Below are 24257 nucleotides of genomic sequence, written 5' to 3'. Positions count from 1 at the left end.
TGATATTGGGTTGACCCGAGAACTTACACTGTATGTAATACAAAGTTAAACGGGAGGAAAGAGTTATGGGATGTTTACGAATACATTCACAAAATGAGCAAAGTACTCAAGAACTAAGAAATATTTATCTCTATTCATTTGGGAAAACAGTATCAATATTTGGTAGCTCTATTTATAGTTTCGCATTAGGATTATATGTGTTACAAATAACCGGATCAGCATGGAATTTCGCAATTACGCTTATTTTAGGAACGATTCCAATGATTGTTATGAATCCATTTGCAGGTGTAATCGCAGATAAAGTTGATAAAAAGAAACTGGTCGTTTGTATGGATTTACTAAGTGGAGGCTTATTAATTACTGTTTATATATTGAGCAGTAATTATGGATTAAACTTATTCATCATTTATACTACTACTTTTCTTTTAACAGTATTTACAACGTTTTTTGGAATAGGATTAGAATCCGCAAAACCGAATATCGTCTCTAAAGAGAGGTTAATGAGTATTAATTCTATAAGTAAAATTATCGATTCTGTATCTTTAATTCTCGGTCCTATGTTAGGTGGTATCGTTTTTGCTGTTGTAGACATAAAACTTTTTATAATGATAAACGGTATTTCATTTATCCTTTCTGGCATATCCATACTGTTTATTCACTTTAAATTGTTCGGGCACGATATAAAGGAAGAATGTTCAATAAGAGAAATTAATTTTATTAAAGATATAAAAGAGGGATACTTTTACTTAATGGAGAGGGAGAGCTTAAAGAATACGTTTCATATTTTAATTTCGCTTAATTTCTTCTTAGGATTTTCTGTAACTGTTCCATTACCATACATTATTAACACAGTTCTCAATCTTAGTTCGAAGCAATTTGGTATCATTCAAGGAACTTTTCCAGTAGGGATGATAATTGGTGCAATTTTAGTGAAAAAGATAACTAATCGTTTTTCTTACTCTTATCTTTTGAAAAAGCTAAGTTCAATGTTGGCAGTTTTTATGATTATTTCAGGAATTCCAGTTTTATTCAAAAGTTTTGAGGCAAATGATTTTGTATGCGTTATTACGTATTGTGTTGTTATGTTCTCTTTCGGGCTAATAATAGCGTTAATTGATATTCCTTTAATTTATTTCATGCAAAAAGAAGTTCCTGATGAATATAGGGGAAGAGTGCTCAGTATTGGATTAAGTATAGGTAAAATGATGCAGCCGATAGCACTGACATTATCAGGTCTATTATTAAATTATATTCCGGCCTACACGCTTCCAATTGCAGGAGGGATAGTATTTCTTATTTTAAATAAAGTATATTCATATAAATTGAATTTAGAAATTCATTCCAAAGATTATAGTGTTTAACGTAACTATTTGATATTGTTACAGATAAAAAAGCGCAGGATGATGCCCCTACGCTTTTTTATCGTAATTCAGCTGTCTTTCTAATAACAATCTTATCAATATCATCTTCTTCATCACCAATAAATAATCCACGCTCTTTTAAATACATTTCAAAGTATAAATCTGCTTCTGCACGTTCATCATATGGTTTTACAGAAAGTACGAAACCTAATTTGTTTTGCTCATCTAAATGAGAAGTGGAGATATAAGCTGGTACATTATGGCGTAAAAAGAGTTCTTTAACGGGAATAATCATATCTTTCATTAACTTTGTTAACATACCCATTTCAAACTCAAAATTAAAGCGATCTATGCTAGATAAATCAGCGAATACTACACCGATAAAACCTGTATTAAATACTTCTTGGTATTCTACATCTTCGTTACCATAAAAATTCTTTTCGATCAAATAATTTATAAAATAAGACACACCATCACTTTGTTCAAAAGGTTTTGTTGAAAGAACAAAGCCGATTTTCTTTTGGTTATGTAAATACACACATGACATATATGCAGTGATATTATGTTCTTTAAATAATGCGCTCATTGCTCCAGATAGACCATCAAGTACATGATGAACAATTTGAAGTTTTTTACGAGCGAAATAATAGGATTTCTTTTGTAACTCCAATGTATCAATAAAGACAGAGCCGATAAAGCCTGTATTTGAAATAATAGGTGTTTGCTTTTTTCTTCCTCTGCGCTTTGCTTGAGCCATTGTAAAAACCATCCCTTCATGTACAATTAAAGTAAAAGAACATTTGTTCGTATATGTATATTTTACTATTAAAACACTCTAAAGTAAAGGGTTTTTGATGAAAAAAACAACAAAAAAGACACCTGTAAAAGGTGTCTTAAACGCTGTAGGGAATAGGGTTTATCCCGTTTATTTATATTATGATACAGAAACAATCTCTTCTGTATCTTCTACATCTAAATGACAGTCCATAGTACGTACATCTTGATCTTCATGACTTCCGAAATAAATAGTAATTTTCATATGTATCGCTCCTTTATTCTAGGAATACCTAAAATAATTACTAGTAATGTTAATGTTTATTATATACCACTTTTTTCATTCCGACAACGTTATATCATTTTTAATTCTTTTCAGCTATCCCGCATAAATTAAAGAGATATTTTTATAGAAAAAGGTAAATAACTTATGTGTTATATTTAAAATCAAAGAGTTCGGATACTAATTTTTATGAAAGGAGCACAATTTATGAATTATAAACAGTTACTATTAGATAATTTTACATTTAAAATCTCATATATTGCTAGACTTGTGCAAGGAATGAATGTAAAAGAAACGAAGGATTACATTGCTGTCGACTGTGGTTTACCTGCAGATACATTTAATATCATTACTTTACTTAACAATAATGTAACAGATAGAGCTAAGCAATTAAATAAGGAGGTAGAATACTATAATCAAAAGAAGTTTCCAATGTGTGTTTGGCTTTGGGATGAAGAACAAGGGCAGACTATTAAGAGCGAGTTATTAAAACTTGGTTTAAAAGAAGCAGAACATAGTATTGCGATGGTTGCAGACTTAAAAACAATTTCTCCAACAATAGACACGCCAGTAGGCTTTACAATTCAACAAGCATCTTCGCTCGGACAAATACAAAGATTTGGAGAAACGCTAGCTGATCTATTCGGTACATCAGAGGAAGGTATACATGTACAATCATTCTATAATCAAATTTCTTCTTTCGATTTATGGAATAGTGAAAATATGAAGCTATACTTAGGCATGTATAAAGATGAAGTTGTAACTGTTGGTTCGCTGGTCTGTACAAAAGATAGTATTGGTATTTATGACATAGCAACTCAAGAAGAGATGAGAGGACGAGGATTCGGTTCTACTATGTTTAACTTCTTACTGCAAGAAGCCAAGCAATTAAAAAATACTTATTGCGTTTTACAAGCTTCACCTGATGGAATCAATATTTATAAAAAGTCGGGCTTTCAAGCTGTAGGACGAATGACAGTTTTTGGAAATCGACATTTATTTGAGTAAATCATACAAGTCAAATTGTTTTAAATATAGGAGTTAACATACCGTTATGAAAAAAATATCTCTAATTACAATCATTTGTTTTTTCATAGTAATAAGTATCTTTATTTTTCGGCAAATAAACGAACATAAATACACTAAAGCTATTAATCAATCAAATCATATAAAAAATATCGCACATAGAGGCGCTTCTGCGTATGCACCAGAACATACAATAGCAGCATATAAATTAGGCCAACAATTGAAGGGGGATTATATAGAAATTGATCTCAAAATGACAAAAGACGGACATTTACTAGCTATGCATGATGAAACCGTAAACCGTACAACAAACGGTAAAGGGTTAGTAAAAGAACATACATTAGAAGAAATGAAGCAACTAAATGTAGGCTCTTTTTTCAATGAAAAATATCCGAATTTTGCAAAGAAAGAATTTGAAAATGCTAAAGTTCCAACGTTAAAAGAAATTATAGAAATGTTTGGGCATAATGCTAATTATTATATAGAAACAAAGTCACCAGATGAATATCCGGGTATGGAAGAAAAGCTATTAGAAATTGTAAAGTACTACCAAATAAGTGATAAAGTTATTATTCAATCCTTTAGTGAAGAAAGTCTGCAAAAGATTCATAGTTTACATGCTAATATCCCACTAGTACAATTATTATCATATAAAAAGGCAGTTCAATTAAATGAATTAGAGATAGAAAAGTATAAAACATACTGCATTGGTCTTGGTATGAATTACAAATATATTGATTCAGCTTACGTAAAGAAAATAAAGAAACACGGATTAGAAGTTCATCCATTTACAGTAGATAATGAAAAAGATATGAAAAAGTTACTTTCATGGGGAGTCGACGGGATGTTTACTAATTATCCGGATCGTTTACATTCAATATTGGATTTAAAAAATCATAAATAAAAAGAATTACCCGATAGGAAATGATATACGGCTGTTTTCATGATGGTAATATCATTGAATACATTGGGCCGAAGTTTAAATAACTATGCAAAAGAGAAAATAAAAAGAATCCAATAACTTTATTGGATTCTTTTTATTTAGTTCTATGCACCCATCGTGAAACAATAGGATAATGAAACTCTTTATTTTGTAATTCATATAAAATCCCTTTAATTGGTCCTAAAATTACAGCAGCTAAAAGTATTATATATAGTGGAATTGTTCCAAAAATAACAAACAAGGAATTTGTACTCAAGTCAATGTGTAATAAGGAAAACATGAGCGTACGGACTACTACGAAGTTCCAAAGAAATACAGCGAGCCATACTCCAAATTGAAAAAGGGCTGATTCTAGATTCATTTCTTTTATACTTTGTGATTTGAAAACGAAATAAAGTATGAGCGGTATAAAGAAAAGTGTATTACCAAAGAGGAAAAAGGCCAAGAAAGATAATAAAGTAATTCCATGTATCGCTAGTTTAATGTTTTTATCTTGTGATAGTATCATCAAAATCCTCCTATATTTAATGTAGATGGTAAAAAACAATACAACCCATTATATCATAGGAAACATGGAATAAAAATGAACTAGAAAGTAATCAAAATGTAACTAATTTTAACTACGTTTTTTATATTTTTTTGATACACTGACTACGAGAGGAATGCCGATTAAAGTAGGTAAAAACCAAAACCAAATTGGCGGAAGTAAATTTATAATAGGAATATGGATGCCTATATTTACTAAAAGTGCGGTGACGGCACCAATATAAGAGCCTAACATACCTCTAATATGGTGGTGAAGCCAATTTTTCCAACGCTTTTTTCTTGCAAGGTAACCATAAATCGCAAATGAATAAGAGAAAATTGCTACATAAAATAAATATGCGATTTTATCCCAATTCATTATGGACAATATGATTGCAGTAAGGGTGATAACAACATAAGATGCATGATATATTTCGCCCCATTCTGTATGTTTGCCTTTCTTCTTTTGAGCAACCATCGCTACAATACCGGTAATTAAGCATATTGTTCCAAATAAAATGTGTATGGATAAAAGAATGTTGAAAATGCTCATAATAATTCCTCCTTTTTTATTTTTATAGTATTGCAGTATAGGAGAAAAGTTGAAACATATTGTTTATTCGTCTTAATATATTGAAATAAAGGTACTCTTAGAACAAATTTAAACGGACAAATTTTCTTGAATTTAGTGAGTCACGTATTACGTGAAATGAAGGAGAGACTCCCATGTTTACATCTATTACATATTTACAATCAGGGAATGACAAGCAACAAAAGGTATATGATGTTTTGAATAAACTAAACATCATGCAGGATTTAGCTTTGTATAGTCCCGTTCTTTGCGGGACAATACCTATAAGAGTTGATACGCTTCAATCTGACTTAGATATTGTAATGGAAGTACATAACTTTGATGTTTTTGAACAAGAAATGAGATCTTTATATGGCTCTTATGAAGGATTCAAAATAAAAAAGAAAAAAATTAAAAATACTGAATCGATAAAAGTAAATTTTGAATTTGAAGGTTTTGAATTTGAATTATTTGCTCAGCCTAATCCAGTGCGTAACCAAAATGCATATAGACATATGATAGTAGAGCACATGTTATTAATGCAGCATCCACATATAAGGGAAGAAATTATTCGCTTAAAAGAGAACGGTTTAAAAACAGAACCCGCTTTTGCTCAAGTATTAAAAATTGACGGAGATCCTTATGAAGAACTTATTTTATTGGGACAGGAAATGCGTTTGTGGTAAATAAGGTACACAAAAAATCCTCTTATAAATAAAAGAGGATTTTTGTTATATCATTAACTTACGGATTAATCCACTTAACAATTTTATCCCGGTAATTATTTGTTCTGGAGAAGCATATCCATACGATAAACGTATACATTGATCTGATTCTTCTTCATAAATACGTCCTGGGTTTAAAAGAATCCCTTTTGATAGTGCCTCTAAAAATAGTCTCTTCATCGGAATGTTAGGTACAATCTTTAGCCATATAAAAAATCCACCACTAGGAATATCCCAAGTTGCTATGTCTGCACAATACATATGTAAAGCTTGTACCATCATTTTTCTTCGTTCTTTTAAATGCGTTCTTACGTTCGCTACATGGTCTTCATAAAAACCTTTATTTATCCATTCAGCAGCAACTCTTTGAGATAAAGAACTAGACCCATAGTCTGTTTGCATTTTTATATCTGATAATCTATCAATAACAGGTTCTGGTCCGATAATCCATCCAATTCTAAGTCCTGGAGTTAGTGTTTTAGAGAGGCTACCAACATATAATACATGTCCATGTTTATCTATCGATTTTAAAGGAGCTGGAGGAGGTTCATCAATCCATAGCTCACGGTAAATATCGTCTTCGATGATAGGTAACTGTTCCTTTTCACATACTTTTAATATTTCTTTCCGGCGCTTTTCAGACATTAATATCCCTGTTGGATTTTGAAAACAAGGAATAGAATATAAAATATTTTTCTTTTGACTATATTTAATACGTGTTAATAAATCGCTAGGTAAAATCCCGTAATGATCCATCGCTATACCAGATAGGTGTATATTTGCTGATTGAAAAACATGAAGTGAATATAAGTAAGAAGGTTGTTCGAGTAAAACGGTTGATTTTCTATGTAAAAGACCAATTGATATTAATTGTAATGCTTGTAATGCACCGGAGACGATTAATATAGAATTAGGCGATACGTGTATTCCAAACGATTTTACGTAATTACTTATTGCTTCACGTAACGGAAAAAAACCTTTTTGTTCCTCATATCCGAAATAATCTAATTCCTCACTAACGTTTTTCATAATGGATTGCATCGTTTCTAGTGGGAAAAGATGCGGGGCAAGTTCGCCTTTACTAAGATGGATAAGTGTTTTATTTGATTCTGCTTCATTTATTTCACGTACCATTACCTTACTTGGTTTATGAATACCAGCCTTTACATATTCACTCCAATTAGGCGGGGGATTCGTTGCTAATAAGGACCACGTATTATTCATAACAATTGTTCCTGCCCCGATTTGCCCTTGAATTAAGCCGTCAGCCATAAGCTCTTCTAGCGCAGTTATTACAGTACTCCGATTTACATGAAATAACTTTGCTAACTGCCGCTGGCTAGGAATCTTACTTCCGATTGGCCATTCTCCGTTTTCAATTTTTTCTTTCATATAGTCTATTATCTGCCGATATTTAGGCACCTTTTTATCGATTGTCATATAAAAAACTCCCTCGTTTATTTAAAAATGAAAAGTGGTTGGTTTTTTCGATAAATAACTGGTTGAAGACATTGTATCAACTATTAAATATGATGAAAAGAAATAATTGGCAATTTGAAAATGGTTGGTTTATTGGAGAGGAAGAGAAAACATGCTTAATAAAAAATGGGATTTCCAAATCATATGTGCTCACGCTTTTACGATTCTAATATGGGGAACTGCATTTCCGGTAATTCGTATGGGGCTTGAATCATACACACCTGAACATCTTACTTTACTACGCTTGTTAATCGCTTCATTCATACTTCTTGTGTTTTCCTTTATATACAAACTACGATTACCTGATTTGAAAGACATTCCAGCGATTTTTATATTCGGTGCTTTAGGGTTTACTATTTATCACATTGCATTAAACTACGGTGAAAAAACTGTAAATGCTGGATCGGCAAGTTTAATTGTTTCAGTTACTCCTATTGTAACGGCAATTCTTGCTTCTGTTTTTTTGAATGAAAAAATGAAATTAAATGGTTGGATCGGTGGTGTAATTAGTTTTATTGGAATTGCTCTCATATCATTTAGTCAAGGAGGTTCTATTCAATTTAATAGCGGAGGATTATTTATATTATTAGCAGCCGTTTCAGAAAGCCTATTTTTCGTTTTCCAAACTTCTTACTTGAAAAAGTACGGCTTTTTGCCATTTACCATATATACAATTTTATCTAGCACTGTATGTATGCTTATTTTCTTACCGGGAATTTATACAGAAATACTAGCAGCTCCTCTTGAAGTGAATGTGAGTGTTATATATTTAGGTTTATTTCCAACAGTACTCCCGTATCTTGCCTTAGCGTATATTATATCTCGTGCTGGTGCTTCCGAGGCAACAAGTTCTCTATATTTAACGCCAGTCACTGCGTGCTTTATAGCTTGGGTATGGTTAGGTGAAGTACCGACTTTTATTTCTGTAATTGGAGGTGGGATTACTATACTTGGGATATTGATTGCTCATATACGAGTAGTAAGAAAAGAAAAACATAGGAATCTAGTAAACAATAAATCGATATAACTTAATTAAATAATGATTTTATGATACTTTTTGATATAGTTTCTTTCTTATGTTGATAAATACAATATTTTGTATTTCAGTTAAATATTGTATGCTACATTTTATGTAGTAAACATTTTAAAAGGAGCTGACAACATAATGAATGGAAAAAGAAAAATTTTCATATGTATTTCAATTGCAGGAATCGGACTAGCTAGTTTTTCTAATTCTAGTTTCTCAGCAAGTGTAACGGACAATTCAATACAAAATTCTATTCCCATAGTTAATCAACAAGTAGCTGCTGCAAAGGAAATGAAACCATTTCCCCAGCAAGTTAATTATGCAGGTGTTATAAAACCGAATCATGTTACACAGGAAAGTTTAAATGCTTCTGTAAGAAGTTACTACGATAATTGGAAAAAGAAATATTTGAAAAATGATTTATCTTCTTTACCTGATGGTTATTACGTAAAAGGAGAGATTACAGGTGATGCGGATGGGTTTAAGCCACTTGGAACTTCAGAAGGTCAAGGGTATGGGATGATAATTACAGTATTAATGGCTGGTTATGATTCGAATGCTCAAAAAATCTATGACGGTTTATTTAAAACAGCAAGAACTTTTAAAAGCTCTCAAAATCCTAATTTAATGGGGTGGGTTGTCGCAGATAGTAAAAAAGCACAAGGTCATTTTGATTCTGCTACTGATGGGGATTTAGATATTGCGTATTCTCTTCTTCTTGCTCATAAGCAGTGGGGATCAAATGGATCAGTTAATTATTTGAAAGAAGCACAAAACATGATTACAAAAGGTATTAAAGCTAGTAATGTTACGAATAATAACCGACTAAATTTAGGAGATTGGGATTCTAAAAGTTCACTTGATACAAGGCCATCTGATTGGATGATGTCACACCTTAGAGCATTTTATGAATTTACAGGTGATAAAACTTGGCTTACTGTTATTAATAATTTGTACGATGTATGTATGCAATTTAGTAATAAGTACTCTCCAAATACAGGGCTTATTTCAGATTTTGCTGTAAAAAACCCACCACAACCCGCACCTAAAGATTTCTTAGATGAGTCAGAATATACAAATGCATATTATTACAATGCTAGTCGGGTACCGTTGAGAATTGTAATGGACTATGCGATGTACGGCGAGAAAAGAAGTAAAGTCATTTCTGATAAAGTCTCTTCATGGATTCAAAATAAAACGAATGGAAATCCTTCAAAAATTGTGGATGGTTATCAATTAAACGGATCAAATATTGGTAGTTATCCAACTGCTGTATTTGTTTCACCGTTTATTGCTGCAAGTATAACGAGTAGCAATAATCAAAAGTGGGTAAATAGTGGTTGGGATTGGATGAAGAATAAGAGAGAAAGTTATTTTAGTGATAGTTATAATTTATTAACTATGTTATTTATTACAGGAAATTGGTGGAAACCTGTACCTGATGATAAAAAAATACAAAATCAAATAAATGATGCAATTTATGAAGGATACGATAAGTAATTAAATTTGAGAATGGTTACTTAAGAAAGGAATTAGCATACGCTAGTTCCTTTCTTAATATTTTGTAAAACATTATCCATTCTAAAATTCGCATAGATATACTTGCTTTTTTCATATACATAGTTATTGATGACTCTATGTTTTTATGAGGGGAGAGTATTTCTTGGAAAAAGTATTATTTTTCGGAGACCCAGGTATTGATGACTCATTTGCCATTATGTATGGTTTACTGCATCCCGAAATTGAAATTGTAGGTATTGTAACTGGATACGGAAATGTTGAGCATATACATGCTGCACATAATGCAGCGTATATTTTACAGTTAGCAAATAGACAAGACATTCCTGTCATTAGTGGTGCAACAAAACCACTTACAGAAGAAATTACTACGTACTACCCTGAAATTCACGGAGCAGAAGGATTAGGGCCCATCCATGTTCCAGAAAGCGTATTATCTATTCCAATATACAATTTTGGTAGTATCGCTGCGATTCTTGTAAAGTACGAAAAAGATTTAACGATTGTCGATGTAGGAAGATCTACCTCGTTAGCAATTGCTTTTAATTTGTGGAGTGACTTAATGCTGAATGTAAAAGGAATCTATTTCATGGGTGGTGTCTTTTTAGAAGTAGGAAATGTAACACCATTAGCGGAGGCAAACGTGTATGGAGATCCTATAGCAAGTAAAATTGTTTTCCATCAAGCAAAGAATTTATTAATATTCCCTTTAAATGTAACAAACAAAGCTGTGTTAACACCAAATGTATTTAGCTATATTCAAGCTAATACAACGAATCCATTTCATATGATAATGAAACCCATGTATGATTACTATCTATCCGCATACCAAAAGCTTAATCCATCTATGGAAGGACCTTTGCTACATGATGTGGTTGCAATAAGTGGATTAGTAAATCCAAGTTTTTTTGAATTTGTGCATCGTACAGTAAATGTAGATACATACGGAGATACGAAAGGACAAACATTTGCTGATTTTCGCCCTAGCTCTATATCTGAAGGAGCCCGTATAGCACTAGAAATAGATGAACAAAAATTCATTCAAGATTTTATAAAAATCATGTTATAAGTTGTTGTCGAAAAAGGGAATTATTTCACTACGTTGAATATAAAAATATATCCTCTTTATAAAGGAGCTTACAATATTGAATGTCCAGTTAAAGGTTGTTACGAGAGAGAATTGGGAAGATGCATTAAAGTTACAAGTTAAAGAAAATCAGTTGAAATTTGTTCCATCCGTAGCAGTTTCGCTTGCTAAAGTATATATAAAACCAGATGGTGACAATGTAGAATACATACCATTTGCTATATACGATGGTGACCTTATGGTTGGTTTTGTTATGCATGCTGTTGTAATAGAGACATCGGATATGTATTGGATTAACGGATTTATTATTGATCAATCGCAGCAAGGTAATGGTTATGGAAAAGCGGCATTACAAGAAAGTATTTATTTAATAAAAAATACGTTTAAGGCGTGTAAAGAAATAAGATTAACAGTACATAAAGATAATATATGTGCAAAGAAATTATATGAAAATTACGGTTTTCAACCATTGGGACATGATTATGATGGTGAGGAAGTATATCGTGTATTCGTTTAACTATATGTAGTAAAGTTGTGAAATGAATTATGCAATTTACTGAAGTGAAATTGAAGTATTTATCCCTGAAGAATACGTTGAAATGTTGAGGGATGCGTTAAATAAAATTGGTGCTTGTAAAACAGGAAAATATGACCATTGTCTGTCCTACAGTTCTGTAAAAGGATACTGGAGACCATTAGACAGTGCATCACCTTTTAACGGGGAAATTGGTCAAATATGCAAAGGACAAGAATGTAAAGTAGAAATAAAGTGTAAACGAGTACTTGTAAAAAGTGCTCTTGAAATTATTAATGAAATTCACCCGTATGAAACACCTATCATTTATATTATACCGATATTAAATGACTATTTTAATCAAATATAAAGTAAATGACTAGGAGGAATATCAATTGAAAAGTAAATTCCATCAAATTGTACGAGCAGTCGTGATAAAAGATGAGAAATTATTGGTTGCTGAATATATTGGGCATCATTATTTTTTACCAGGTGGCCATGTTGAAATCGGGGAATCAGCAGAGCATGCATTAATAAGAGAGCTACGAGAAGAACTTGGAGTAAACTGCAGTATAAAACAATTTTTAGGAGTTATAGAAAACCGATGGCAAGATAAAGAAATGCTTCATCATGAAATCAACCACATTTTTGAAGTATCTTCAAAAGAGTTGTATATTGATTTACCACCAAAGTCTAGAGAATCCCATTTAGCATTTCATTGGATAGATTATAGTAAAGAATCTTTAAAAACTTATAAAATCATGCCAATGCCCTCCGTTAAAGAATTACTAGAAAGAAAATTAAATGATGAACTACTAAATTGTTGGATAAGTAATTTTTAAATCACTCTATGTATAGTAAATACGTCCTTCGAAAGGATATTAAGAAAATAGGCTAAAAAACAAGGTACACCACCTAGTGTAAGTTCATATTTTGTTGATGTACGTATTTAGTCTGTAGCTTTGTTTCTATTTGGTTTACAAAAATATATAAACTTTTTACATTTGGGCGGAATTACTTATAAATGGAGGGGTTCGTAATGAATCAGTTTCAACAAGAACTACAATCATTAAACCTTAATGATTATCAATCTGGTAATGTAGTTTACTGGGATCAACAACAAAATCAATATCCATACTATTATATTCAAGACGATGGACGTCGTTGCGGTGGCTGCGGAGGTTGTGGTGGACGCTGTGGTGGATGTGGCGGCAGATGCGGTGGTTGTGCAGGACGTTGCGGCGGATGTGTAGGTTGCGCAGGATGTTTCAGCTGCTTTAATTGCTGGAACTGGTGGATTATTTAAGTATAGAAAATCAATAATATTTCACATGAAAGAAAGGTGTTTATAGTAATACTTTTCTTTCATGTTGTGATTTTTTATGAGTATTAAGGGGGATTTATTTGTATACATACGATAAGTTGATTTCTTGGGTAGAGAGTAAAAAAAAGAAAATTTTTATGAGTATTAAGGGGGATTTATTTGTATACATACGATAAGTTGATTTCTTGGGTAGAGAGTATAAAAAAGAAAAACGATAGTTCTGCTACAGCGCTATGTATTATAAAGGATAACAAAATTGTACTAGAGCATTATAGTGGATATCATTCAAATACATCTACTAGTAAAAAAGTAACAGCATCTTCACAGTTCAACGTCGCTTCTGCGAGAAAAAGTTATTTAGGATTCATGGTAGCGTATGCGCTTTATGATGGGAAAATAAACTCTATTGATGATGAAGCGATAAAGTATTTTAAAGACTTTGATCCTACATTACTTGATAAAACAACGATTAGGCATTTAGTAACTCATTCACACGGTCTAGGAGAAACGGATGACGGGACAATTTTCCGTGAATTTCAAGCTGGACAAGATTGGGCGTATAGAGATATTAATGTAAGAATGGTGACGCATCTCATTTATCGGCTTTATAATAAAAGTTTTCCTGAATTGTTAAAGGAGCGTGTATTTACTCCTGCTAATTTCCAAGAAACAGGATGGAGAATACAGCAAAATGAAAATTTAGTTAACGTTGTTAATAATCCAAATGAAGACGCGATCAGTGAGGTCGGTACAGTAAATGACGGTACCGAAAAAAATCTGTTTGTCTCAGCTAGAGAGTTTGCTTATTGGGGCAACCTTCATTTAAATCAAGGCATAATAAATGGTAAACAAGTTGTTCCAAAAGAAGTTATAAAAATTGCTACTAGCTTGCAGAGTCCAGCTTATAAAAATAATGAACTACCACAAAACGGGTTGTTTTGGTTCGTTCAAAATGAACCAAAACAATTAAGTGAACTTGGTGAACGTGTTCCAAAAGGTTCGTATCAAATATTAGGAATTACTGGACCAACCATTTTAGTAATACCTGAGTATAATGTAGTTGTTGCGAAAATGTACAATAAAAGATATAACTACGGCGGTGATAATTACTTATATTATTTACGTGAATTTAGCAATTTAGTCGCCGATACATTTACTAGCTGTAATAGGGCATAATTACTCCTATAACAAAAAGGAGTGAAAGAATTTGAAAGATAAAGTGAGTAAAGATAAAAAGCAAAATATTAAAGATGTAAATACAGAGCAAAATGCGATTTTTAGCGATCCGAAAGATGCAGCTAACATGCAAACTGTACCGCAACCGAAAGATTTTGATGAAATCGAATATTAATTTCTTATCCGACTATATGACGAATAAAAAATACGTCTTAAGTCCCATCACATGTAAGAAAATATTTGATAACATATATACATAAGCACTTGAAAATGGCTTATCTTAACAAAGCTTTCTTTAAATGTATCTGATATAACCTGCGAAAAGACACTTCATAATGAAGTGTCTTTTTGTGTACATAAACTTAATTTCCATTTTCCGTACAGTATCTTGTATTTTTCAATGGATATACTAACTGTGAAAATTCATGTCAAGGTAAAAGAAGGGGACAGTTAGTATGAAACAAACTTCTATAAATCCGCTATTAATTGTTCTAGGTACAATCATTGTTCAAATTGGCCTTGGAACAATTTATACATGGAGTTTATTTAATCAACCCCTTGTAAGTAAGTTCGGATGGAATCTCAATTCAGTTGCGATAACTTTCTCCATAACAAGCTTTTCTTTATCATTTTCAACCTTGTTTGCAGCAAAGTTGCAGCGAAAATTAGGACTTCGTAAACTTATCGCTACTGCAGGAATTGTTCTAGGACTCGGTTTAATACTTAGTTCACAAGTTTCTTCCTTACCATTACTATATTTATTAGCTGGTGTTGTTGTTGGATATGCGGATGGAACAGCTTATATTACGTCACTATCTAATTTAATTAAATGGTTTCCAAATCGAAAAGGACTTATTTCTGGAATATCTGTTTCAGCATATGGAATGGGCAGTTTAATTTTTAGATATATAAACGGAAATCTTATCGATAGCCTTGGTGTATCACAAGCATTTTTGTATTGGGGCATTATCGTCTTACTTTTAGTATTAATCGGATCGTTCTTCTTACGTGAAGCGATTGTAAGTAATACGGTAACAGAAACATTACACAATGACTATACGCCACGTGAAATGATGAGAACGAAACAAGTATATCTGTTGTTTTTCATGTTATTCACATCGTGTATGGGTGGTCTGTACTTAATTGGTATGGTAAAAGATATCGGCGTACAACTCGTTGGACTTAGTGCAGCAACCGCCGCTAACGCCGTCGCAATGATTGCAGTCTTTAATACAGTAGGTAGAATCATTCTTGGAACGTTATCAGATAAAATTGGTAGAATGAAAATTGTCTCTGCAACATTTATTATTATTGGAGTGTCCGTCTTTGCTCTTAGTTTCATTCCATTAAATTACGGGGTTTATTTTGCTTGTGTAGCAAGTGTCGCCTTTTGCTTCGGCGGTAATATTACAATATTCCCAGCTATTGTCGGAGATTTCTTCGGTTTAAAAAATCATAGTACAAATTACGGGATTGTATATCAAGGTTTCGGATTTGGTGCACTTGCAGGTTCATTCATTGGAGCATTACTTGGTGGATTTCAACCAACCTTTATTACAATAGGTGTTTTATGTGCGATTTCTTTCATTATTTCTATATTAATTCGTCCACCAAATATAGAGAAGAAAAAAGAAATCAAGCAGTTACATCGAAAAATAGCTTAGTTTTAAAAAGAGTCCTTATGGTAGGGCTCTTTTTCATTACAACGTTAACTATGCTCCTTTCATTGTTTAGTAAAGACAGGACAATACAATCATGAAATGGAATAGATAAAATAAAAGGAGCGTGATATGTAAAATGAAGATAGTAAAACAATGGGTTCAAGAAGATAGTAATTACATACGAGAAAAAGTAATTGAATATAATCAAAAACATCTTTCAAATGAAGAGAAAGCTCCTTCAGAAAAGGTTAGTTTTATAGTGAAAAATGAAAAAGAGGAAATAGTAGGAGGTATAACAGCTATAACATTTTGGCACCATGTACATGTTGATTTCCTATGGGTTTCTGAAGAATGCAGACACGAAGGATACGGAAGTAAATTAATAAAACTTATCGAAGAATTTGCAATTGAAAAAGGATGTAGGCTAATCAACTTAGATACGTTTAGCTTTCAAGCTCCGGATTTTTATAAAAAACATGGATTTAAAGTAATTGGAGTGAGTGAAGATCATCCAAAAGGACATAATCATTATTATTTAGAGAAAAGGTTATAAAGTGTATGGAATTAATTAATCTCAATATATAAAATTTAATGAATTGAAAAGAACGTATTTTGAATCATCTATATCAAAATACGTTCTTTTTAATTTGTATGTATCTGGTAAAATGAAATAGAGACAGAAAATTCTTATTAATAAAGGGGTAAATATGAAAAAGGTTAATGTTACATACGCGCTTTTGTACGATAAAACGAACGAAAAAATCTTAATGGTAAAAAACAAAGGGAAAAATGGATCTTATTACACATTACCAGGTGGCGCAGTTAAATTTGGGGAAACGTTAGAAGAGGCAGTCATTCGGGAAGTAAAAGAAGAAACAGGGCTACATATAACTGTAAAGGGGATTTGTTCCATAAGCGAAGCCTTTTTCGAGGAGAGAGGCCATCATGCCATTTTCTTTAATTTTTTAGGTGAAATAATCGGCGGAGAGACATATATATCCCGTCCAAAAGAAATCGAAGAGATTACTTGGATGGAATTACATATAGCAGCACCGTATTTACGTATACCTGAACAGTTACTAGATTTTTTACAAAGGAAAGAAACAGTACCTTACTTTTTTAACGGAACAATCGTTCATCAATCTTTATAAATAAATCATTTCATTTAAGGCGGGGAAAAACATGGAGTTTATCGTTAATCACAAACATATCACTCAAGCACTTTCAGAAGTAAGTAAAGCTATATCTACAAAAGTTTTAATTCCTATATTATCTGGTATCAAAATAACAGCCGATCAATCTGGAATTACTTTAATCGCAAGTAACTCGAATGTTTTTATTAAAAAATTTATACCTAATTCAATCGAAGACGAACAGATTGCAACTATATTACAAGCAGGAACTATTGTTGTACCTGCAAAATATTTCATTGAAATTATAAAGAAAATGCCAAGTGATATAGTAATAAAAAGTAAGAATGAACAAATCATTACGATACAATCAGAAGAAATCACATTAAACTTAAATGGACTTCCAGCAAATGAGTTTCCGAATGTACCACTTATAGAGGATCATGCAGAAATACAAGTAGAAACAGAACAATTGATTGAAGTGTTTAAACAAACTGTCTTTGCAGTAGCTAAAAACGAATCCAGACCTGTTCTCACCGGAGTACATATAGAGTTAGATCATAATAAGTTAGTTTGCGCTGCAACTGACTCGCATAGACTAGCTATACGTGAAACGCTAATTTCTTCAGATGCGAAAGCAAATTGTATCGTACCAAGCGCAACCATTAGTGAACTTCTAAAATTAATGAACAGTCATACGGAATTCGTATACATATACCTTTCAGACAGTCACGTTATTTTTACATTCGGAACAACTACGTTTTATTCAAGACTCATTGAAGGGAAATATCCTAATATATCTAATCTCATTCCAAATGAATTTCAAACGGTTATTAACGTAGAAAGAAAAAAGATTTTACAAGGTGTAGATCGATCAAGCTTATTAGCAAGTGAATGGGCAAATAACAACGTCAACTTAGAAATCATCAATGAATCCACAATTAAAATTTCTTCTAACGCTTCTCAGATTGGTAAAATAGCTGAAACACAACAAGTAGATGCGATTCAAGGTGAAAAACAATTAAATATATCTTTCGACGGACGATTTATGGTAGATGCTTTAAGGGCAATAACAGAAGAAATGGTTACTTTAAGTTTTGGTGGTTCAATGAGACCGATATTAATCGAAGCAGGAGAGCAATCTGCCGCAGTACATCTTATATCGCCAGTAAGAGCTTATTAGGAACAAAGGAAGGACTTACATTATGCACAAGCACACTTTATGCTTCATAAAAAGAAATGAAGAAATACTGATGCTAAATAGAGAATATGACCCTGTAAAAGGATTATGGAACGGGGTAGGAGGGAAGATAGAACCGGGAGAAACCGTGAAATAAAAGAAGAGACTGATATAGATGTTAAGCAAAATCAAATTCAATTTAAAGGAATTGTTAAGTGGGAAGACTTTTCATACTCTGGTGGCATGTATGTTTATGTGGTAGAACTACAAAATGAAGTTACATATGATACACCTAAAAAAGTATCCGAAGGGATTTTAGATTGGAAAAGTGTGTCTTGGATATTAAGCGACTATAATTACGGTGTAGGAGAGATGTTACCTAAATTATTACCTGAAGTACTTCATAATGAATTCATATTAGAGCACAATTTTGTATTATCTAATCATAAATTAATAGATTATAGGAATGAAGAATTGGTTATGTTGGACAGCAAATTTAATAGGAAGAAGCAGATGTAATTATTTAAGAAATATTTTTAAAGAAGTAAATCTTTTAACATAAAAGAGCGGATAATTTTTAACTAATAGGTGCGCTTAAATGCAAAGAAACCTAATTACAAAAAGAGCGAATCCCTTATAAAAAGGTTCGCTCTTTTTTACATATACAATTAAACTTCGCGCCACCAAGTTGATGAAAGATAGTTTGTAGATTTTAATGTAATTGATTCACCAATTTGTGGCGTTGCAACTGTAACTCCTAAACGTTTTGCTTCTTTCGTAACGCGTTCAATTGGATCGCTCCATTCATGCAACGCTAATGTAAAAGCACCCCAATGAATCGGAAGTAGTAATTCTCCTTTAACGTCAATATGAGCTTGTACCGTCTCTTCTGGCAACATATGAATAGCAGACCAACGTGTATCATATTGCCCGCATTCCATTAAAGTAAGATCAAATGGACCGTATTTATCACCAATTTCTTTAAAGTGAGGAGCATATCCGCTATCACCACTAAAGAAGACTTTAGTTTCTTGACCAAGAATAAGCCATGAACATCATAACGAACGATCTCTATCTGTCATACTTCGTCCAGAGAAATGTCTTGCAGGAGCGCATACTAACTTAATAGTATCAAACGTAATTTCATCCCACCATTTATGCTCACTAATCTTACTAGGTGAAACACCCCATTTAATAAGATATTGTGCAACTCCCGTCGGAACGTAAAAATGCTTCGTACGATCTTTTAACTCCATAATACTTTTATAATTTAAGTGGTCATAGTGATTATGTGAAATGATAATCGCATCAATTTCTTGAAGGTCTTCACGTTCTAAAGAAAACACACCACTATACCGCTTACTATTAAAAATAGGAAATGTAGAAGATGCATCACCAAGCATAGGATCTAATAACAGCTTTTTACCTTCTACTTTTAAAAGAGACGCAGAATGGCCAAACCATGTAACACTCTCTAAAGATTCATCGTCTTTATTTGATAAAACGATAGGTAAATCCTTTATAGGACGCAGCTTTGATTTCATTTTAAAATAATCCGTCATTAAACCTATAATATCTTTCGGTTTAAAACTCATATCAGTATGAATTTGATTTGTATATTTCTTATTCATTGGTTCTCCTTTTTACGTTTAACAATATACGTATGTTGTTATTGTAGCTATTTGTATTTTAAACTATATCATTTTACCTTTCATCTTACATGCAGTACATTTCATAAATTCGTCAAATTCATTATTCGTATATATAAAATAGAATTTATTCAGCAGCAGATAAAACTAATATGAAGTAAATGTAAATTATTTTAATTTAGTAAAATTCCTCTTATAAGAATCTGAGAACGTATGTTCCGTTGTATGTTATAGAAGAGAATATGTCTCTAATGAACAATAGGAAGGAGAGGATGTAGATGCAAATAGAGAGAAAAAAGAAGTCAAAATGTAAACTATCAAAATCTGAAATCATCCAGCTGTATGCAGAAGGGAAGAGTACCTCAGAAATTGCTATGCTTGCTAATGTGTCTGCAAGGTATATTCGTATGGTTCTAACAGACAACAACGTTCCAAGGCGCGCTATAGGGAGCTGGAGGAGAAAGTATGACATAACAGAAGATTATTTTAAAACGTGGTCAAATAACATGGCTTATATTTTAGGGTTTATAGCAGCAGATGGTGTAATCCAAAAAGAAAACCAATGTGTCAGTATCTCACAAAAAGAAAGTGACATTTTAGAAGATATTAAAAAAGAACTAAACACAAACCAGCCACTTTACCAAAATAAAAAAACTGGCGTATATATGCTAAACATTAATAGTAAAACAATAAAAGACGACATTATGAACATACACGGAATCATGCCGTGTAAATCATGTAACATCGAATTTCCTTTAGTACCAGAAGAATATTTACATCATTTTGTTCGTGGGTATTTTGATGGGGATGGACATGTAAACTCTCATAAATACTTTGTTAGCTTCGTTGGTGGATCATATAATTTTATGAATTCTTTTAAAGGTATACTTGAGAATAATAAATTCGAGTTTTGTTGACAAAGTAAAACAATATCGCATATACCTTAGTGGTAAAGAAAATGTTAATAAATTTTCAAAGTGGATTTATAAAGATAAAGGATTGTATTTAGAGCGTAAATACACTATTTTTCAGCAAAAAGAAGAATAATATACTAATAAGTAAGAATTCTTTTATGATATAACATATTAGAAGATTGTTTATTGCAAAAGAAATTTTTGAATCCAGAAACGATGCCAGCCACTTTTGGATATTCACATATAGTCGAGGTTAGCAACACCAAACGGACCGTATATATCTGGAAAAATCGCTATAAATACTGATGGTCGAATAGTTGGAATTAACGATTTAAGTTTACAAACAAGACAAGTATTTGAAAATATAAAGACTACTTTTGAATCTTCCGGATTAAACTTTAATGAGGTTATAAAATTAACATTTTTTCTAACAGTCATTTCAAAAATGGCGATAGATAGAGAAATATGTGATCAGTATATCAATACAAACAATCCACCAGCAAGTTCAGCTGTAGAAGTTAACAAACTAATTCACGACGAATTAGTAATTGAAATCGAAGCAATTGCTGTAGCAAACTAATAAATAAACATATATTAATCATTCTCAAAGCAACTTGTTCTTTAATTAAAACAAGTTGCTTTTTATTTGTTGTTTAATTAAAAAGCATTTTCAAGAACATATAAATTATAAATGCAAAGTCAAACAAATTGCACTGATTTAAAAGTAACGAACTAATCAATCACGTACAAACAAAGAAAAGGGGAGTATAAAAAAATAATACTAATATTTAATAAGTTTATTACTTTTTATTAGTTGACATAATATATATTATAGGCAGTTATAGAAACAAAGTAATATCAGGTATCAAAAACCAAGTAAACTATACTTAATGAGACGAGACAGAGATTTTCAGTGAGATTCACATAAAATCGTATCTAAACGCATTTTTGCAGTTTTTATTGTTTATGTTGCTATAAATCTATCACAGCAAATCCTAATCAATAATTGCTTAAGATTTAACGAATCCAAATCATTTTTAATCGACAAATAATTTTTCTGCATAAAAATTATTTCTATACAACATATAAATTAATAATTTTATTTTATGTTTTACTTATTCAATTTATTGCTATTTACACACGTTTTACAGCTTTACTTTATTTGTTGTTATTTCTATCATTTACGCTTGACTTTTAATGCGCTTATTGTTCTATACGCTAGTTAACATAACGTTTATTTGTAACATAAAAAAATCTTCCTCACCTTCAGGAAGATTTTTTAACTTGCTATTAGATTATATATATCTTTTTAGTAGCAATCCCAATTGTAAATAACATTGGAAAAATCTAGATTTAACAAATCATCTTTCTTTATAAAGAAATTAGCAACACCAGAATCTCCCCACATAATATGTAATGAGTCGTCTGTATCGATTTGCAGCAATAACACATCATGCTGTTTGTATTTTTCTTGCCATTCTCTTGGATCTGTCTGTGTAAAAAATGGATAACCACCAATTTTATGCCCTTGATCTTCGCATAAATCATCATACAGTTCGCCTAATTCTGTATTGTTTTCTTTATCAACGATTTCTTCCCAATCAATGTTATCGTTAAAAATCATTTCAAATCGATAATCTCTAGATGTTACTGGTTGATAATTCAATTCAAACTTTAGTTTTGCTGCTTGAGGTATGATAAAATCCTCTGAATCTAAAGTGTTTAAATAACTGAAATCAGTAATAACCTTAGTTAAATCTTCTGTAATTGTAGAATGATACATAATTCGAAAGTCTTTTTGGTCAGTTGGATGATCAAAATCTGCTCCAAAAAGCTCATCATCAGCACTTACGAAAAACTGTAACATACCATTTTGAGGCATATATTCAATATGAGGCATTTCTTCAAAGTTTAATTGAGCAAGTAGCATCATCGGTTGCCCATTTGAGTCTTTAGGATACTCTTGATCTATAGGTAAATACGGATGACCACCAAACTTACTCTCAAAAAGAGTTGTCTCTGCTAATGTTCCAGAAACTTTAACATACGGTTTCACACTTTCTTCTAAAATACTACGATACTGTTCTAGTTCTTTCGGAATTTGAAGTTGATACGTATTCTTCATCACATTTGCCTCCCTTTAATAATGAATTGAAAATGCCTTACTTAATTATATAGTAAGAGATAGCTTCATTGAAAATTGTTAAAAGTCCGTTTTCATCCTCGTTTTTTGCGCACTTGGTGGACAAAGTAGATTATGTTCTAAAACCTTTTTATTAATAGTTCGAATTAAATCCGCTGCTTCTGCAGTATTTGTAGTTTCTTTTAGCCTTTCTTTTAAATCATCAATTTCCTTTGAAAGCTCAATCCACCTAGGTAAAACATGATTATTTTTCAAAGTTCTATACAGTTGTTTTTCAGGATTATACGAAAGATCTTTATCTAGATTTAGAGGTTTCCCTTTACCTGGCAAATTATCAAAAGACCCTTTCTTTTCTGCTTCTTTAACGATAGAACTAATATGATCCTCATACGTATAGGACCAAACTTTCTCATCTTTTACTAAAATCTCTTGCTTTTTTAGTTTTTTATCTAGTTCTTCTTGATTCATAAAATCTCTCCCTTTTATATTTTATAGTAGCGTTTTTGTAGGTTTTAATGCTTTCAACCCATCAAATAACTTTTCTCGCCACCAAACACCGTCATGACCGCCTTGAAACTCTTCATAAGTAATTTGGTATCCTTTTTCTTTTAAAGCTTTATACAGGCGTCTATTAGCTGTTAAAAGAGGTTTGTTTTCAAGTTCTCCTGCTGCTATGTAAAAATGAGGTTGACTCGTATTGAAATCTATAGATGAAATTTGATTTTCAGTCCAAGGAATTTGATTTTCATAACCATCCTTTTTCCAATGCACGGATCCAGACATTGACAACACGTTTCCGAAAACATGTGGATTTTGAAGCGCTGCATAAAAAGCTGCTAAGCCACCAAGACTGAAACCGGCAATTGTTGTATGTTTCGCTTCTTGATGCACACGATACTTAGCGTGAATCCACGAAAGTAATTCCTCCGTTAAAAATGCATTCATTTTATCGTTATAAGTTAGCTCTTCTAGTCGATCAACTGGTTCTATAGCAACAGCAATACAAGATGGGATTTCTTTTTCGTATATTAAATAATTAAGTGTTCTTGTGATTGAAAGGTTATTAACGAAAGAATTCCCATCAAACACAATGAGAAGTTCTTGAAGATGTGAAGTGTGAGAATAATCATGAGGCGTATAAATATGAATTTTACGTGTGTTATTTAAAATTGAACTATGAAAAGAATATGTTTCAATTTTTCCAGATGGATAATGGATTAAAGGAAAACGGTATCTAAGCGCCTCTC

Annotated in this window: 22 protein-coding genes and 6 pseudogenes; 20 read left to right on the top strand and 8 right to left on the bottom strand. The window is 32.0% G+C overall.

Annotated features, from left to right (window positions below):
* Positions 1-65 precede the first annotated feature (65 nt).
* Positions 66-1361 (top strand): MFS transporter, encoded by a 1296-nt coding sequence (locus JDS92_RS06150; protein WP_199631663.1) that lies wholly within the window; start codon positions 66-68, stop codon positions 1359-1361.
* A gap of 58 nt (positions 1362-1419) precedes the next feature.
* Here JDS92_RS06150 and JDS92_RS06145 read toward each other — a convergent pair whose 3' ends face one another.
* Complete coding sequence (locus JDS92_RS06145) at positions 1420-2130, bottom strand: hypothetical protein (RefSeq protein ID WP_199631662.1); 711 nt, start codon at positions 2128-2130, stop codon at positions 1420-1422.
* A 495-nt stretch (positions 2131-2625) separates the two neighbouring features.
* On the opposite strand from JDS92_RS06145, the gene JDS92_RS06140 reads away from it, so the two are divergent.
* Together JDS92_RS06140 and JDS92_RS06135 are read left to right on the top strand one after the other, a co-directional pair.
* Positions 2626-3426 (top strand): GNAT family N-acetyltransferase, encoded by an 801-nt coding sequence (locus JDS92_RS06140; RefSeq protein ID WP_097958614.1) that lies wholly within the window; start codon positions 2626-2628, stop codon positions 3424-3426.
* 46 nt (positions 3427-3472) lie between these two features.
* A complete protein-coding gene (locus tag JDS92_RS06135; protein ID WP_097958615.1) occupies positions 3473-4348 on the top strand; it encodes a glycerophosphodiester phosphodiesterase in 876 nt (291 codons plus the stop codon).
* A 133-nt stretch (positions 4349-4481) separates the two neighbouring features.
* Here JDS92_RS06135 and JDS92_RS06130 read toward each other — a convergent pair whose 3' ends face one another.
* Positions 4482-4895 carry a magnetosome magnetite crystal formation protein family gene (locus tag JDS92_RS06130; RefSeq protein WP_000603895.1) on the bottom strand — a complete coding sequence of 138 codons (414 nt, stop codon included), beginning with the start codon at positions 4893-4895 and terminating at the stop codon, positions 4482-4484.
* A gap of 108 nt (positions 4896-5003) precedes the next feature.
* On the bottom strand, positions 5004-5465 hold the full coding sequence (locus JDS92_RS06125) for a DUF2306 domain-containing protein (protein WP_199631661.1): 462 nt from the start codon (positions 5463-5465) through the stop codon (positions 5004-5006).
* A 173-nt stretch (positions 5466-5638) separates the two neighbouring features.
* Here JDS92_RS06125 and JDS92_RS06120 point away from each other — a divergent pair, with 173 nt between their 5' ends.
* Positions 5639-6169 (top strand): DUF4269 domain-containing protein, encoded by a 531-nt coding sequence (locus JDS92_RS06120; protein ID WP_199631660.1) that lies wholly within the window; start codon positions 5639-5641, stop codon positions 6167-6169.
* Between the two features lie 45 nt (positions 6170-6214).
* Here the strand turns inward: JDS92_RS06120 and pdxR are convergent, their stop codons facing one another.
* On the bottom strand, positions 6215-7648 hold the full coding sequence (pdxR, locus tag JDS92_RS06115) for a MocR-like pyridoxine biosynthesis transcription factor PdxR (protein ID WP_199631659.1): 1434 nt from the start codon (positions 7646-7648) through the stop codon (positions 6215-6217).
* A gap of 151 nt (positions 7649-7799) precedes the next feature.
* Here pdxR and JDS92_RS06110 point away from each other — a divergent pair, with 151 nt between their 5' ends.
* From JDS92_RS06110 to JDS92_RS06045, 14 genes and pseudogenes are all read left to right on the top strand, one after another.
* The gene (locus tag JDS92_RS06110) at positions 7800-8714 is read left to right on the top strand and encodes a DMT family transporter (protein ID WP_199631658.1); all 915 of its coding nucleotides are present in this window, start codon (positions 7800-7802) and stop codon (positions 8712-8714) included.
* A 138-nt stretch (positions 8715-8852) separates the two neighbouring features.
* A complete protein-coding gene (locus tag JDS92_RS06105; protein ID WP_199631657.1) occupies positions 8853-10214 on the top strand; it encodes a family 8 glycosyl hydrolase in 1362 nt (453 codons plus the stop codon).
* 163 nt (positions 10215-10377) lie between these two features.
* Positions 10378-11301 (top strand): nucleoside hydrolase, encoded by a 924-nt coding sequence (locus tag JDS92_RS06100; RefSeq protein ID WP_199631656.1) that lies wholly within the window; start codon positions 10378-10380, stop codon positions 11299-11301.
* Between the two features lie 76 nt (positions 11302-11377).
* The gene (locus JDS92_RS06095; protein WP_087969310.1) at positions 11378-11836 is read left to right on the top strand and encodes a GNAT family N-acetyltransferase; all 459 of its coding nucleotides are present in this window, start codon (positions 11378-11380) and stop codon (positions 11834-11836) included.
* A gap of 29 nt (positions 11837-11865) precedes the next feature.
* Positions 11866-12203, top strand: a pseudogene (cutA, locus tag JDS92_RS06090) (divalent cation tolerance protein CutA).
* Between the two features lie 25 nt (positions 12204-12228).
* Complete coding sequence (locus JDS92_RS06085) at positions 12229-12675, top strand: NUDIX domain-containing protein (RefSeq protein WP_097958624.1); 447 nt, start codon at positions 12229-12231, stop codon at positions 12673-12675.
* A gap of 197 nt (positions 12676-12872) precedes the next feature.
* Positions 12873-13139 carry a heterocycloanthracin/sonorensin family bacteriocin gene (locus JDS92_RS06080; RefSeq protein ID WP_001071378.1) on the top strand — a complete coding sequence of 89 codons (267 nt, stop codon included), beginning with the start codon at positions 12873-12875 and terminating at the stop codon, positions 13137-13139.
* Between the two features lie 177 nt (positions 13140-13316).
* Positions 13317-14333 (top strand): serine hydrolase domain-containing protein, encoded by a 1017-nt coding sequence (locus tag JDS92_RS06075; RefSeq protein WP_199631654.1) that lies wholly within the window; start codon positions 13317-13319, stop codon positions 14331-14333.
* 31 nt (positions 14334-14364) lie between these two features.
* Complete coding sequence (locus JDS92_RS06070) at positions 14365-14508, top strand: hypothetical protein (protein WP_000653682.1); 144 nt, start codon at positions 14365-14367, stop codon at positions 14506-14508.
* A gap of 280 nt (positions 14509-14788) precedes the next feature.
* On the top strand, positions 14789-15997 hold the full coding sequence (locus JDS92_RS06065; RefSeq protein WP_199631653.1) for an L-lactate MFS transporter: 1209 nt from the start codon (positions 14789-14791) through the stop codon (positions 15995-15997).
* 133 nt (positions 15998-16130) lie between these two features.
* Positions 16131-16547, top strand: coding sequence for a GNAT family N-acetyltransferase (locus tag JDS92_RS06060; RefSeq protein WP_000706730.1), 417 nt, complete (start codon positions 16131-16133; stop codon positions 16545-16547).
* 154 nt (positions 16548-16701) lie between these two features.
* Complete coding sequence (locus tag JDS92_RS06055) at positions 16702-17145, top strand: NUDIX hydrolase (protein ID WP_000757632.1); 444 nt, start codon at positions 16702-16704, stop codon at positions 17143-17145.
* A 31-nt stretch (positions 17146-17176) separates the two neighbouring features.
* A complete protein-coding gene (gene dnaN / locus JDS92_RS06050; protein WP_199631652.1) occupies positions 17177-18307 on the top strand; it encodes a DNA polymerase III subunit beta in 1131 nt (376 codons plus the stop codon).
* A gap of 22 nt (positions 18308-18329) precedes the next feature.
* Positions 18330-18823 (top strand): annotated as a pseudogene (locus JDS92_RS06045) (NUDIX hydrolase).
* Between the two features lie 149 nt (positions 18824-18972).
* Here JDS92_RS06045 and JDS92_RS06040 read toward each other — a convergent pair.
* Positions 18973-19935: pseudogene (locus JDS92_RS06040) on the bottom strand (MBL fold metallo-hydrolase).
* Between the two features lie 296 nt (positions 19936-20231).
* Here JDS92_RS06040 and JDS92_RS06035 point away from each other — a divergent pair.
* Positions 20232-21000, top strand: a pseudogene (locus tag JDS92_RS06035) (LAGLIDADG family homing endonuclease).
* 53 nt (positions 21001-21053) lie between these two features.
* Positions 21054-21447: pseudogene (locus tag JDS92_RS06030) on the top strand (RidA family protein).
* 729 nt (positions 21448-22176) lie between these two features.
* Here JDS92_RS06030 and JDS92_RS06025 read toward each other — a convergent pair.
* The 3 genes and pseudogenes from JDS92_RS06025 to JDS92_RS06015 form a co-directional block, all read right to left on the bottom strand.
* Positions 22177-22992 (bottom strand): YwqG family protein, encoded by an 816-nt coding sequence (locus JDS92_RS06025; protein WP_199631651.1) that lies wholly within the window; start codon positions 22990-22992, stop codon positions 22177-22179.
* Between the two features lie 78 nt (positions 22993-23070).
* Positions 23071-23478, bottom strand: a complete 408-nt coding sequence (locus JDS92_RS06020; protein WP_001070918.1) for a DnaJ family domain-containing protein — start codon at positions 23476-23478, stop codon at positions 23071-23073.
* A gap of 21 nt (positions 23479-23499) precedes the next feature.
* A pseudogene (locus JDS92_RS06015) lies at positions 23500-24240 on the bottom strand (alpha/beta hydrolase); the annotation flags it as partial.
* Positions 24241-24257: the final 17 nt, after the last annotated feature.

It is taken from the genome of Bacillus cereus group sp. N12 (assembly GCF_016483575.1).
Classification (GTDB): domain Bacteria; phylum Bacillota; class Bacilli; order Bacillales; family Bacillaceae_G; genus Bacillus_A; species Bacillus_A toyonensis.
The sequence above is the reverse complement of the archived record's forward strand: the minus strand, read 5'-3'. Positions and strand labels throughout refer to the sequence as shown.